Genomic DNA, 13,192 nt, shown 5'->3' on the forward strand with positions numbered 1-13,192 from the left:
TTGGCTCACCGCAGATTTATCCGCAAAACCAGCGCGCTCGCAAAGGGCAAAAGTGCAATTGCACCAAAGGTTATTCCGGCAAGCATCAAAAGTGGAGTGGTCGTTGCCTGCCCCTCTGCCCCCCGACGCGCGAGCTCCGCACCAAAAATCAGGGTCGGAACGTAAAGCGGCAGCACCAACAGCGAGAGCAAAAGCCCTCCGCGTTTCAGCCCCACGGTCAGAGCCGCTCCGAAAGTGCCAACAACACTGAGAGCCGGCGTTCCAACCGCCAGAGACAGGATCAGCCACACATAGCCGGGCGCAGGCAGGTTCAAAAGCAATCCGAACACCGGCGCCGCAATCACCAACGGAAGGCCGGTCGTGATCCAATGGGCCAGAGATTTCACCGCAACCACCCCCTCCAGAGGGAGCGGCGACGTGGCCACGAGATCAAGAGTGCCATCTTCCCAGTCCAGCGCCAGAATACGATCAAGCGACAGCAGACAGGCCAACAACGCGCCCAGCCAGAGTATTCCAGGAGCAATGCGGGACAGCAAAACGCTCTCCGGACCCACGGAAAACGGCACAAGTATCACAACAATAAGAAAAAACGCGAGGCCAAGTCCAAACCCGCCACCGGCGCGCACGGCCAGTTTCAGGTCACGTGTCAAAAGCGCGATCATAGAAAACTCTCGTCAAATCCGGCGGGGTCCGCGTGGTGCCCTGTGGCTTTGAAGGGGCCGACATCCAACACATCGCCCTCCAGACCAAGGTCGATATGCGTGGCAATCAACGCACTTCCTCCCGCCGCCAAATGCGCCCGAACAGCGTCAGCAAATCTGGCGACCGACTGGGTATCAAGAGACACTGTCGGCTCATCCAAAATCCAGATCGATCGCCCCGTCACCAAAAGCCGCGCCAAACCAAGTCGACGCTTTTGACCGGCAGACAAAGCGCCAGCCAGCCTTGGCAAAAGATCCTCAAGATCAAAGGCTTGAACGGCCCCATCAATGTCGCTCTGCCCAAAAACGCTGGCCCAGAACCGCAGATTCTCCTCCACCGAAAGCATGGATTTCAACCCGTCCGAATGCGCCGCGTATGCAAAACTCTCCTCGGGGGCATCGACTTTGCCGGCCATCGGCGGCTGCAAGCCTGCGATGGTGCGCAACATGGTGGTTTTGCCAATGCCGTTTGGTCCGCGTATCACCAATGCACGGCCTGATTTCAGGGTGAATGACACACCTTCCAGAACGGCAATGCCCCCCCGGGCGACGATCAAATCAGAAACGGTCAAAGTCATGCCTTGGGATTAGCTCATCCGCGCTGACGACAAAAGAGAAAACACCGCCGGAACGCCAGAGGCGACACCCTGTCGCCAAAGGCAAAGCAGCTCGCAGCGCAGCGTCGGCAAAACATCGGTATTGCGTCGGCGCCGCGCCAGCCGCGGCTTACGCGCGCCTCGTTTCTTCCTATTGCCCAAAATACCTTGGGGTGAGCAGCGCAGCTGCGAGGGGCAAGGCCCCTGCTCTGCTCTCACAACGGCAACACCACCGCCGCCACGCGGCGGCCTTCGCTGACCAGAACGTTGTAAGTCCGGCAGGCGGACGCCGAGGCCATGGGCTCGACGCCGATCCCTGCCGCCTCCATCGCGTCCCGAAATTCCTTGTTGACCGGTGCCATCGTCTCTCCGGTGCCCATAAGGATAAAGTCCACCTTATCTTTGAGCGCCAACACAGCCTCGACATCGTCATAGCCACCCCAGCTGCGGGCACCGGTTGCAGTGATGATGGCGCCGCCATGAATGACATCGCCGTTGACGCGGAAAAACCCGGGACCATATCCGTCAATCGGGACAGCATCCTCATAGTGCACTTCGCTGATCTGCATTTGTCACCCTCCGAAATTGAGAAACGGCAACCCAGACAAAGCCGCTCCTGCGATGACCACATAGGCCACGCCTCGGTATAGCCGCTCCCGCGCCGGATGGAAGAGCGCCCCGCCCAGCAGATTGCCCGCCAAGGCAGGCAAAGCCAAGGCCAGACCGATCACAAAGGCGAGCGGTTCAAACCCGCCAAGCACCAACAGAACAGCAATCAACAGAAGATCGTAGAAAAAGAGATAAGCGGTGGTGTTTGCCCGCACCACGGTCGGAGAATGGGGGCTGGCCATATAGAACAAAATCACAGGCGGCCCCGGCAGGCCCGCAGCGCCTCCAAGAAACCCGCCCGCTCCGCCAATGCCCCAGACCATCGGCGGCGTGACCGCGCCGCGATAGCGCAATCCCGAGACCAGCACCACAAGCATGCCCAGTGTCAGCAGAGAAACCGCATATCGGAAAATGTCGGGATCCACGCGCGTTAACACCCAGAGCCCCACGGGCAACAACAGCACAACACCCCCCATCAGTCGCATCAAATCACGTGGATGACCTTTGCGCAGGGCGGCGGGCATGTGCACGGCGGGCGCAATGATGTCCATCGCCGCCAGCGACAGGATCGTCCACAACGGCGGCATCACCTGTGCTGCCACAGGCAGATAGATCAAAGCTGTTCCAAAACCGGAAAAGCCGCGAATGACGCCCGCGACAAAGGCAGCCAAGGCGACCCAGGCAAGGCCCTCAAGGGCCAGTGCCTGGGTCAAGAGATCAGGCATCCACGTTGGCGAACTGGTTGCCGGCCGTGTTGTCTGGTTTGGACCAGTCGCGTTTCACGCCGAGTTTCAGCAGAACCGCAGAGGCGATAAAGATCGACGAATAAGTCCCGACAATCACACCCCAGATCATTGCGAAAACAAAGCCGCGGATCACGTCGCCACCCAGCACAAAAAGCGAGATCAGCGCCAGCAGTGTAGTAACAGAGGTCATCACCGTCCGGCTAAGGGTCTCGTTGATCGAGAGGTTCATGACCTCTTTCAGTTCCATCTTTTTGTACTTGCGCAGATTTTCCCGCACGCGGTCAAAGACCACCACGGTGTCGTTCAGCGAGTAGCCGACGATGGTCAGAAGGGCCGCGATGATGGCAAGGTCAAACTTGATTTGCAGTTCGGAAAAGACGCCGATGGTCAGCACAACGTCGTGCACAAGGGCCGCAACCGCACCAAGGGCAAACTGCCATTCAAAGCGCAACCAGATATAGATCAGCACCGCGCCAATCGCCAAAAGAACGGCGATCACAGCGGTTTGGATCAACTCGCCGGAAACCTTGGGACCAACGGACTCGACAGACACAAACGTAATGTCCGGTGCCACGGTCTTCAGCGCCACCTCAACTTCGCGGATCACATCCGCTGTCACCGCTTCCTCGCCCTCTTGGGCCTGAATGCGGATCATGGTGACATTCTGGTTCTCGTCGAAATTCACGTCAAACACTTCGGTGATTGTCACATCGCCCAGCTCCAGCGGCACAAGAGCGTCACGATACTCAGAAACCACCACTTGCTGTGCGCTTTCGGTGCGGATCGTGGTGCCACCCTTAAAGTCGATGCCAAAGTTCAACCCCACAACAAAGAAGCTGACCATGGCAGCCACCATCAGAGCTCCGGAAATTCCAAGCCAGAGGAACGGGCGGGAGAAGAAATCCCATTTGGTGTCTTGGGGAACAAGTCTCAAACGCATGGGATTATACCTCGATTGTCTTGGGTCGGCGGCGTTCAAACCACATGACGATAATCAGACGGGTCACAAAAATCGCCGTGAAGACCGAAGTCATGATGCCAAGCCCCAACGTGATGGCAAAGCCGCGCACAGGGCCGGAGCCCACGGCAAAGAGGATCACGGCGGTGATGAAGGTGGTGATGTTGGCGTCCAGAATGGCCGAGAGCGCTTTTTCATAGCCAAGATCAATCGCCCGCGCCGGCCCTTTGGAGGTTTTGAGTTCCTCGCGGATACGTTCAAACACCAGCACATTGGCGTCCACCGCCATACCGATGGTCAAAACGATCCCCGCAATACCAGGCAGCGTCAGTGTGGCGCCGATCAAGCTGAGCAGGCCGAAGATCAGACCCACGTTGATGATCAAGGCGATGTTGGCAAACAGGCCAAAGGTGCCATAGCTCAGGAACATAAAGACCAGCACAGCGACAAAAGCCACGATACAGGCGATGCGGCCCGCCTCGATGCTGTCTTGGCCCAGTTCTGGACCAATCGTGCGTTCCTCAAGAAATTCCAGACCCGCCGGCAGCGCACCGGCGCGCAGCAGAACCGCGAGGTTGGTGGTTTCTTCAACCGTAAAGCGTCCGGTGATGATGCCGGAGCCACCCGGGATATGGCTTTGGATGGTGGGGGCCGAGACCACTTCGCCATCCAGCACAATTGCAAAGGGGCTGCCGATGTTTTCCGCTGTGTAATCGCCAAACTTGCGCGCGCCGGTGGGATTGAAGCGGAAGTTCACCGCAGGGCGCCCGTTCTGGTCATAGGTTGGCTGTGCGTCCACCAGTTCTTCGCCGGTCACAACAGGCGCACTTTCGATGGTGTAATAAACGCCTTCCTCATCCAGAGACGGCAGGATTTCATTGCCAATGCCAGCTGATGCGTCAGGATTTGAGCCGCGTCCGACAACAGGGTTGAAGGTCAACTGGGCCGTTGTGCCGATGATGTCCTTGAGCTCTGACGCCGAACCAATGCCCGGTACCTGAATCAGGATACGATCCGCGCCCTGACGCTGAATGGTCGGCTCACGTGTGCCCACCTCGTCGATCCGGCGACGCACGATTTCCAATGCCTGTTGAACAGTGCGCTCGTCAGTTGCCAGCTTTTCGGCCTCCGACAGCTGCACAACAATGGTGTCGCCATCCACGGAAACCTGCAAATCCGTTGCCCCTGCGCCGGTCAAAGAGACCACTGGTCGCGCCAGACCACGCACAAGGCTTGCGGCCTCCTGAATGGCTTCGGGCTTGGAGATTTTCACGCGCAGTTCGTCGACAGGACTCGGTTGCAGGCGAATGGTGCCGATGGTGGCGCGCTCTTCCCGCAGAAGGTCACGCACCTCAGGCCACATCGACTTGATCCGCGCCTCATAGACGTCCGAGACCTGTACTTCGGCCAGAAGATGCGCCCCACCGCGCAAATCAAGACCGAGGTTCACAAGGCCCGAAGGCATCCAGCTCGGCCAGCCTGCAGCGAGTTCTTCAAGGCCATTGCCCGAAAGCCCCGCCTCAAGATCGGCGACCGCGTCGTTGTGGGCCTCGACCCGTGGATAAAAGGCATTTGGCAGGGCAAGCGCCAGACCCACCACGCAGGTGAGCAGGATCAATACCCGTTTCCAGCCGTCGATTTGCAGCATGAATGCGGCCTCCGGTCAGGTCGTGCGGTCAGTGAATATGGCTTAGCCGTTTGCCGGCTCGGTCTTGGACAGAACCTGTGCGATGGTCGATTTTACGACGCGCACTTTCACGCCTTCAGCCAATTCAACTTCCACTTCGTTGTCTTCTTTGACTTTCGCCACTTTGCCAATCAGACCGCCTTGGGTCACAACCCGATCGCCCTTGCGCAGCGCGTCAACCATCGACTGATGTTCTTTGACTTTCTTCTGCTGCGGGCGGATCAGCAGGAAATACATGATCGCGAAGATAAGAATGAGCGGCAAAAACTGGCCGAGTTGTTCCATAGTGTGGCGTCCTTTGTCTGTAAGCGGGTCTCTCCCGCAAAGTCGCAGGGAACCTATGAGGGAAAGGCGTCACTTGCAAGGTGTCAAACCTCTTGACTGAACCGGTTTGGCGCGGCAGACGCTGCCCTAAATGCTTCAAATATCGCTCATGGTTACGATTGGCCAAGAAATCGGTCATAAGCAGGGGCGAAACACCGACTCAAAACAAGCCTAGAGGACGAAGACACATGCACGACATTAAAGCGATCCGCGAGAACCCGGCCGCTTTCGACGCCGCCCTGACCCGCCGTGGGGATGAGGCCGTCTCGTCGTCCCTGCTGGCTCTGGATGAAGAGCGCCGCGCCAAGATTGCCGCCGCCGAGGCCGCGCAGGCCGCACAGAAAACTGCAGCCAAAGAAGTCGGTGCCGCCAAAGCCAAAGGCGATGAAGCCGAGTTTGAACGCCTGCGCGCGCTGGTCGGCGAGAAGAAAGCCGAAGTGGCGGCGATGCAAAACGAGGCGAAAGAGCTTGACGCCAAGCTGACCGACGCGTTGGCGCGGATTGCCAACCTGCCTGCGGACGATGTGCCCAATGGTGGCGGCGAAGAGGACAACGTGGAGGTCTCCAGATGGGGCACCTCGCGCGAGATGGATTTTGACCCTGTCGAGCATTTCGAGATCAAAGGCGTTGCCGCCGCGATGGATTTTGAAACCGCCGCCAAAATCTCTGGCGCGCGTTTCGTGATGCTGAAGGGCGCCGTGGCCCGCATTCACCGCGCCTTGGCGCAGTTCATGGTCGACACCCATGTGGACGACAACGGTCTACTGGAGGTCAACTCGCCAGTTCTGGTGCGCGATGAGGCCATGTATGGCACGGACAAATTGCCGAAATTCGGTGAGGACAGCTATCAGACCACCAATGGCTGGTGGCTGGTGCCCACATCCGAAGTGCCGCTGACCTATTCTGTAGCGGGCGATATTCTGGAAGAGGCCGCCCTGCCGATCCGTATGACTGCGCACACGCTCTGCTTCCGCTCCGAGGCGGGCAGCGCGGGCAAGGACACCTCCGGTATGTTGCGCCAGCACCAGTTCGAAAAGGTCGAAATGGTTTCGGTGGTGCATCCCAATGAGTCCGACAACGAACAAAAGCGCATGCTTCGCTGTGCCGAAGACCTGCTGGAGCGGATGAACATCCCCTATCGCACTGTCGTGCTTTGCACTGGCGATATGGGGTTCGGCGCGCGCCGTACCTACGACATCGAGGCCTGGATTCCGGGGCAGAACGCCTATCGCGAGATCAGCTCCGTTTCCACCACCGGCGCCTTTCAGGCGCGGCGCATGAACGCGCGCTTCCGCCCAGCGGACGGCGGCAAACCGGAATATGTGCACACGCTCAACGGCTCGGGCCTCGCTGTGGGTCGTTGCCTGATTGCGGTGCTGGAAAACGGCCAGAACGCCGATGGTTCTGTCACGCTTCCCGCGGTGCTGGCTTCCTATCTGGGTGGAAAAACCACACTGAGCGCCGAAGGCAAACTGGTCTGAGCCTAAAGTTACCTTTCAAAAACGCGGCGGCAGGAATATCCGCCGCGTTTTTCGTTCTGGCGCACAATCCCCCGAAGTGAATTGGCCCTCTTGGGCCAGAAGGGGTTGGCCCCTCTCTTCCCTCTACCCCGCAGGCAGGCTAGCCTGCGCAAAACATGGCACGAAAACAAAGGACCCTCCCATGCACATAGAGCCCTTCGGCGTCGAAATCTGGATGAATGAATGGGAAACCAAATGTGAATGGAACCTTGCGGAAACCTGCGTCGAAAGCCTGACCATCGGGGAATTGCTGCAACTGGCAGGTAAGAACGACACCGATCTTTCCGAACTCCTTTCTATGAAAATGACCTATGGCGCCATCGAAGGATCCGATCGGCTGCGCGCAGCCATTTCGGCTCTTTATGATGCCCAAAGCCAAGAGAATATCATTGTCACCCACGGCACCATCGGGGCCAATATGTTGGTGCACAAAACTCTGGTGGCCCGCGGTGATCGCGTGGTGGCCGTGGTGCCAACCTATCAACAGCACTACTCTATTCCGGCCAGTATCGGCGCGGATGTGCAACAGCTGCAATTGCGTGAAGAAGACGGCTTCCTACCGGATTTGGACGCCCTACGGGCCATGGTGACACAGGGCACGAAACTGATTGCCATCAACAACCCCAATAACCCTACCGGCGCCCTGATGGATCGGGCCATGCTGGAAGAAATCGCAGCGATTGCCCGTGATGCGGATGCGTGGATTTTGTGCGACGAAGTTTATCGCGGCACAGATCAACACGGCGACGGCATGACGGTTTCCATTGCGGATGTCTACGAAAAGGGCATCAGCACCGCCGGCATGTCCAAAGCTTACTCGCTGGCCGGTCTGCGATTGGGATGGATCGCCGCGCCGACCGAGATCATCGAGGCCGTGTCAATTCATCGTGACTATGACACCATTTCGGTGGGCATGATCGACGACCACTTTGCTGCGCTGGCGCTGGAGAACCGTGACAAGGTTCTGGCTCGCTCCCAAGCTATCACGCGGGGCAATCTGGCGGTGCTTGAGGGCTGGGTTGACCATGAACCGCGCATCAGTTGGACAAAGCCAAAGTCCGGCACCACGGCCTTGTTGAAATACGATCTGCCCATGACATCGCGCGCGTTCTGTGTGGCTTTGCTCAAGGAAACCGGCGTTATGTTCACGCCTGGTGAGGCGCTGAACATGGAAGGCTATGTGCGCATCGGTTATGCCAATACGCCCTCAATTCTCAAAGAAGGATTGGCCCGCGTGTCGGAGTTTCTTGCCAAACAATAAAAAAAGGGAGCGCGGATGTCGCGCTCCTTTTCTGTCTCGCTGCCTTGAGGCAGTGCCGCTACTGTGCAGGCACAGCCCCGCTAGGCGCGGTTTTCGGGAAGGGCACAAGCCGCTCTTGATCTTCGTCCCAGAGTTTCAACGAAAAGGACCGGATCGCTTCGGGCCATTCGATGGTCGGTAGGTCAAATTCTTTGCGGATCATCTGGTGGCATTTGCGCAGGTTATAGTGCGGAATGCGGGCGTTGAAATGGTGGATGTCGTGATACGCGATGTTGGCCGAGGCCAAATCCATCCACCAGCCAAGGTCAAGCGCCGACGATCCCTGAAGGGCTGCAATGCGGGGGTCAAGATCGGGACGGCGATCCCAGTAGGTGTCTTCGAAATTGTGCTGAAGATAGACCATGAAGACGCCGACCATGCCGCCAAAGACGCTCGCAAGAAACCAGATCAGCACGCCGTTCCAGCCCGCCAACGCATAAAGCGCGCCCATGTAGCACAGGATCGCCAGATTGTGCAGCAGCACCGAGCGCCACATCGTGTGCGCGTTCTTGGGCCATCGATAACGGATGAAATAGGTAAAGAGGCTGCCCAGAGGGATCAGCACAAAGGGATTGCGATAAAGCCGGTATTGCAGGCGCTGCCAAAATCCTGCCTCGTTCCATTCGCGCAGGGTCATGGTGTGAATTTCACCGGTCTCGCGATGGTCCAGATTGCCCAGATGGCTATGGTGCATGTTGTGATTGTGGCGCATCGCGGCATAGGGCGCGAAAGTCACCACCGAAAGCGCCTCGCCCGCCCAATCATTGTGTTTGCGCGACTTAAAAAGCGACGCGTGGCCAGTGTCATGCTGCAAGACATAGAGCCGCACGGCAGACAGGCCATTGAGCACCATCATCGGGATCAGGATCCACCAAGTGCCCTGATTGGCAATTGCCAGATAAAGGGTGGCAAAATAGAAGGCGAAAGTGCCGAAAAAACTGACCGCGCCAAGGCGGTCGTCTTGCACTGTATAGTCCTTCAGGCGCTCGCGAATATCCACGGCATACCTCACTTAAGTTCACAAATTTCCAGCTTTGCTGCCATTGGCAGCTAGCTATGTCTTAAATACGTATCAGGCGTACAACAGATCACACGCCCGCGTCTCTAAACGCAGACTATAACGCGAAAACTGCGCTTGCCAAATCAGGGTTTCCTGACGCGATGCCGCCTTAGCGGCTGTCGCGCCCGTGAATATGCTTACGAAGACGGCTCGGCGTCGATTTCTTCTTGCCTTTATAGGGGTTCTTGTCGCCCTGCCCGCGCATGGTCAGGCGGATCGGTGTGCCCGGCATGTCAAAATCTTCACGCAGCCCGTTCACCAGATAGCGCGAATAGCTGTCGGGCATTTTGTCGGGATGGCTACACATCACCACAAACCCCGGCGGGCGGGTTTTGGCTTGGGTCATATAGCGCAGCTTGATGCGCTTGCCTTGCGGCGCGGGCGGCGGGTGCTGCTCCAGCATGCCAGCCAGCCAGCGGTTGAGGTGCGCGGTCGACACACGGCGGTTCCACGTATCATAGGCGCGCAGAATGGCATCATGCAGACGATCCAGACCGCGGCCGGTTTTGGCAGACACGGTGATCAGCGGCGCGCCACGCAATTGCGGCAGCAGGCGCGTGAAAGATTCTTTCAACGCACGTAGTTTTTCCTGCTTCTCGTCCTCAATGTCCCATTTGTTCACGGCAACCACCACCGCACGGCCTTCGCGTTCGGCAAGGTCGGCGATGCGCAGGTCTTGCTGTTCAAACGGGATGGCAGCGTCCAGGAGGACCACAACAACTTCGGCGAACTTCACCGCGCGCAGACCGTCAGATACCGACAGCTTTTCCAGCTTGTCCTGTACCTTGGCCTTTTTGCGCATGCCGGCGGTGTCAAAAATCCGCATGGGCGTGTCGCCCCATTCGGTGCGCAGGGAAATTGCATCGCGGGTTATGCCGGCCTCGGGGCCGGTCAGCAGACGATCTTCGCCGACGATCTTGTTGATCAACGTGGATTTGCCCGCGTTGGGGCGCCCCACAACAGCAATCTGAAGTGGTTTGGCTTCGGTGATCAGTTCGGACGGCAGCGCGCCCTCGTCGTCATATTCGGCGTCCTCGTCCAGATCGACGTCGATTTCCACGGTGTCCGAAAGCTCTTCAGCCTTTTTGTCGAATTCATCCGCGATCGGCATCAGCTGCGAATAGAGATCGTTCAGACCTTCACCATGCTCAGCCGAAAGGCGAATCGGCTCGCCCAAGCCCAGCGAATAGGCTTCGATCACACCAGCATCAGCGGCAGAGCCTTCGCCTTTGTTGGCGGCCAAAATTACATGCGCCGAACGCTTTCGCAGGATTTCTGCGAAAACCATGTCGACAGGTGTCACCCCTGCCCGCGCGTCGATCATGAAAAGACAGATGTCCGCCATATCCACCGCACGCTCTGTCAAACGCCGCATGCGGCCTTCCAGACTGTCGTCGGTGGCATCTTCAAGACCGGCTGTGTCGATCGCAGTGAACCGCAAATCGCCCAGCTTGGCCTCACCTTCGCGCAGGTCGCGCGTCACACCCGGCTGGTCATCGACCAAGGCCAGTTTTTTGCCGACAAGGCGGTTGAACAGCGTGGATTTGCCCACATTGGGGCGGCCCACGATGGCGAGGGTGAAACTCATAACAGGTCTCCGGAACGTCTGAAGTCGCTCCGATATACCATTATTGCGTCAACGGAAAGCGTGCAATTGCCCCTTGCCGCTGACGATGTAAAGCACACCGTCCGCAACCACGGGGTTTGTCGCCGCGCCACCGGGAATTTCCGCGGTATAAACGGCTTCACCCGATTTCGGGTCAAACAGGCGCAGCAATTCATCCGAGGAGGCCACAACCAGTCGGTTGCCGGCGATGATCGGCCCATAGTGCACATGCAAGGTGGACTGACGCCGCGGCTTGTCTTTGGTGAAATATGGCAGTTCCTGTTGCCAGATCAACGTGCCGTCGCGCGCATCCAAACGCATCAGGCGGTTGCGGTCGGACACAAAGAACAGAGAGTTGCCAGCCGGAAACACAGGACTCAAAGCGCCTTCGTCGGCGGTCCAGATACGTTCGCCGGTTTCAGTGTCCAACGCGACCATACGGCCGGAATGGTTCGCCACATAAAGGCGTGAGCCAACCAATACCGGATCACCGGAGAGATCGCCTACCGTGTTTGACGCGCGCCCCGGACGGGTGTCAGAAATGCCCGCGGTCCAGCGGCTGATGCCGCCGCGGCGGAAGTTGGCCTGCACTTCTCCGGAACCATAAGGGAAATACACCAAACGGTCATCTACTGCCGGTGCCGAAGGGCTTTGCACGTTCTGCACATCCGGCAAGCTCAGCGCCTGCCAAATCACCTTGCCGGTTTTGGCATCGATCGCCCAGCCGGTCGCGTCGCCGGACACAAGGTACACCAGACCGCCGTAAACCGTCGGGGTGCCGCTTCCGACTGCCTGCAGTTTCTGCTCCCAGACATCGGCGCCGGTCTTGGGATCAAAGGCGCGGATAGAGCCAAACCCTGTGGTGGCGAACAAAAGACCTTCGCCATAAGCCAGTCCGCCGGTTGAGGCGTTGCCGGCCTTGTCGCGCGGCGGCGTCAAGTCGCGTGACCAAAGCGGCGCACCAGAGGTCGAGGTGGCCGAAAGCGTCGCTTCTGCATCCATCGTGAAAATGCGGCCTTCCGCAACCACCGGATCCGCAGTGACGCGCGATTTGCGGTTTTCGCCTTTGCCGATTGGGGCAGACCATACCAAGGTCGGGTTGGCCGAAAGCGCCGCGTTTGACACGCGATATTTCTGTGTGCCGATCCGGTGGGTCCAGCTGGAATTGCGGGTCTGACTTGCAAGGCTTACTGCGGGCGCAGTGTTTTCAACGGGTTCGGCCAAAGTGCGCAGATCTTCGCGTTCGCCGGGAAGGATAACTTCTTTTTTGCCGCAGGACACCAAAAGCGCAACGCCTGCTGCCGCCATGATCCAAGTCTTGCTTTTCACTGCTCAGGCCCCCACCGAGAAAAAATTTATTGGTCGAATACAACGCCATTGGCGTCTGCGGGTGTGCCACCCAACGCCACAATCAACTGAGTTGCGCGACGACGCAAGCCTGCGGTTGCCGATGCGTCCTCAATGATTGCATTCAAGCGATCGATCGCCGCGCTGGAATTGCCCATTTCAATATCGGTCAATGCCAACTGTTCTTCCGCCAGAAGCGCCAGCGGAGAGCCAGGATTGGCGAGCGATTGCAGGGCTGTGCGACGTTCCTCGACGGTCAGATTGTCACTGTTGGCCAACACCGATTTGAATGCGGCGATATCGCGGTAGATTGCCGGTGTGTCGCCGCCTGCCTGTGCAATGGCGTCAAAAGTCGCCGCAGCCGCCGCACTGTCGCCCGATCCAACCTGTTCCGCGCCCAGCAACATGTCGGCAACAATTTGTGCCTGCGGCGCTGGTGTCTGCACGTCGGCCAAGGTGCTATCGGAAGATCCTTCCCCCGCCTGCAGCGCTGACAGAATCGCATCGCCGCTGGCCTGCGCCGCCGCGACGTTCTGGGCTTTGGTGTATTCGTTGTAGGCGGCGCCTCCGACAATCAGAAGGATCGCCGCAACCGCGATCCATCCATAGCGGCGGATCATCGCAAAAAGCTTGTCGCGCTTGACCTCTTCGGTCACTTCTTCGATGAAACTATCCGTGTCGCTCACGCCACTCTCCCGCCGCATTTATCGTTGAGTTTGCACCCTCTTATCTGTTTGT

At 58.4% G+C, this 13,192-nt stretch carries 13 protein-coding genes; 2 read left to right on the forward strand and 11 right to left on the reverse strand.

Annotated features, from left to right (window positions below; translation table 11 throughout):
- Window positions 1-5 precede the first annotated feature (5 nt).
- From ccmB to yajC, 7 genes are all read right to left on the reverse strand, one after another.
- Entirely contained in the window at window positions 6-662 is a 657-nt protein-coding gene (ccmB, locus tag BM069_RS05070) for a heme exporter protein CcmB (RefSeq protein ID WP_093321013.1), read from the reverse strand.
- Window positions 659-1,279 carry a heme ABC exporter ATP-binding protein CcmA gene (ccmA, locus tag BM069_RS05075; protein WP_093321016.1) on the reverse strand — a complete coding sequence of 207 codons (621 nt, stop codon included), beginning with the start codon at window positions 1,277-1,279 and terminating at the stop codon, window positions 659-661. Before ccmA ends, ccmB begins: the two co-directional genes overlap by 4 nt.
- Before the next feature lie 233 nt (window positions 1,280-1,512).
- The gene (locus BM069_RS05080; RefSeq protein WP_093321018.1) at window positions 1,513-1,866 is read right to left on the reverse strand and encodes an Mth938-like domain-containing protein; all 354 of its coding nucleotides are present in this window, start codon (window positions 1,864-1,866) and stop codon (window positions 1,513-1,515) included.
- Window positions 1,867-1,869: 3 nt separating this feature from the next.
- Complete coding sequence (locus BM069_RS05085) at window positions 1,870-2,619, reverse strand: TSUP family transporter (RefSeq protein ID WP_244503531.1); 750 nt, start codon at window positions 2,617-2,619, stop codon at window positions 1,870-1,872.
- A 4-nt stretch (window positions 2,620-2,623) separates the two neighbouring features.
- Entirely contained in the window at window positions 2,624-3,592 is a 969-nt protein-coding gene (secF, locus tag BM069_RS05090; protein WP_093321023.1) for a protein translocase subunit SecF, read from the reverse strand.
- Between the two features lie 4 nt (window positions 3,593-3,596).
- Window positions 3,597-5,258, reverse strand: coding sequence for a protein translocase subunit SecD (gene secD / locus BM069_RS05095; RefSeq protein ID WP_093321026.1), 1,662 nt, complete (start codon window positions 5,256-5,258; stop codon window positions 3,597-3,599).
- A 42-nt stretch (window positions 5,259-5,300) separates the two neighbouring features.
- Window positions 5,301-5,582 carry a preprotein translocase subunit YajC gene (gene yajC, locus BM069_RS05100; RefSeq protein WP_093321028.1) on the reverse strand — a complete coding sequence of 94 codons (282 nt, stop codon included), beginning with the start codon at window positions 5,580-5,582 and terminating at the stop codon, window positions 5,301-5,303.
- Window positions 5,583-5,809: 227 nt separating this feature from the next.
- On the opposite strand from yajC, the gene serS reads away from it, so the two are divergent.
- Window positions 5,810-7,102 carry a serine--tRNA ligase gene (gene serS, locus BM069_RS05105; RefSeq protein WP_093321031.1) on the forward strand — a complete coding sequence of 431 codons (1,293 nt, stop codon included), beginning with the start codon at window positions 5,810-5,812 and terminating at the stop codon, window positions 7,100-7,102.
- A gap of 181 nt (window positions 7,103-7,283) precedes the next feature.
- Entirely contained in the window at window positions 7,284-8,402 is a 1,119-nt protein-coding gene (locus tag BM069_RS05110) for an aminotransferase (RefSeq protein WP_093321032.1), read from the forward strand.
- 58 nt (window positions 8,403-8,460) lie between these two features.
- On the opposite strand, the gene BM069_RS05115 is transcribed toward BM069_RS05110, so the two are convergent.
- The 4 genes from BM069_RS05115 to BM069_RS05130 all read right to left on the reverse strand — a co-directional run bounded on the left by BM069_RS05115 (window position 8,461) and on the right by BM069_RS05130 (window position 13,140).
- Window positions 8,461-9,441 carry a fatty acid desaturase gene (locus BM069_RS05115; protein WP_093321035.1) on the reverse strand — a complete coding sequence of 327 codons (981 nt, stop codon included), beginning with the start codon at window positions 9,439-9,441 and terminating at the stop codon, window positions 8,461-8,463.
- A 169-nt stretch (window positions 9,442-9,610) separates the two neighbouring features.
- Window positions 9,611-11,089, reverse strand: a complete 1,479-nt coding sequence (der, locus tag BM069_RS05120) for a ribosome biogenesis GTPase Der (protein WP_093321038.1) — start codon at window positions 11,087-11,089, stop codon at window positions 9,611-9,613.
- A gap of 48 nt (window positions 11,090-11,137) precedes the next feature.
- Entirely contained in the window at window positions 11,138-12,436 is a 1,299-nt protein-coding gene (locus BM069_RS05125; RefSeq protein WP_244503532.1) for a PQQ-binding-like beta-propeller repeat protein, read from the reverse strand.
- 26 nt (window positions 12,437-12,462) lie between these two features.
- Window positions 12,463-13,140 carry a hypothetical protein gene (locus BM069_RS05130; protein ID WP_093321382.1) on the reverse strand — a complete coding sequence of 226 codons (678 nt, stop codon included), beginning with the start codon at window positions 13,138-13,140 and terminating at the stop codon, window positions 12,463-12,465.
- Window positions 13,141-13,192 lie beyond the last annotated feature (52 nt).

The sequence above is a fragment of the Shimia haliotis genome, assembly GCF_900114415.1.
In the GTDB taxonomy this organism is placed as follows: Bacteria; Pseudomonadota; Alphaproteobacteria; order Rhodobacterales; family Rhodobacteraceae; genus Shimia; species Shimia haliotis.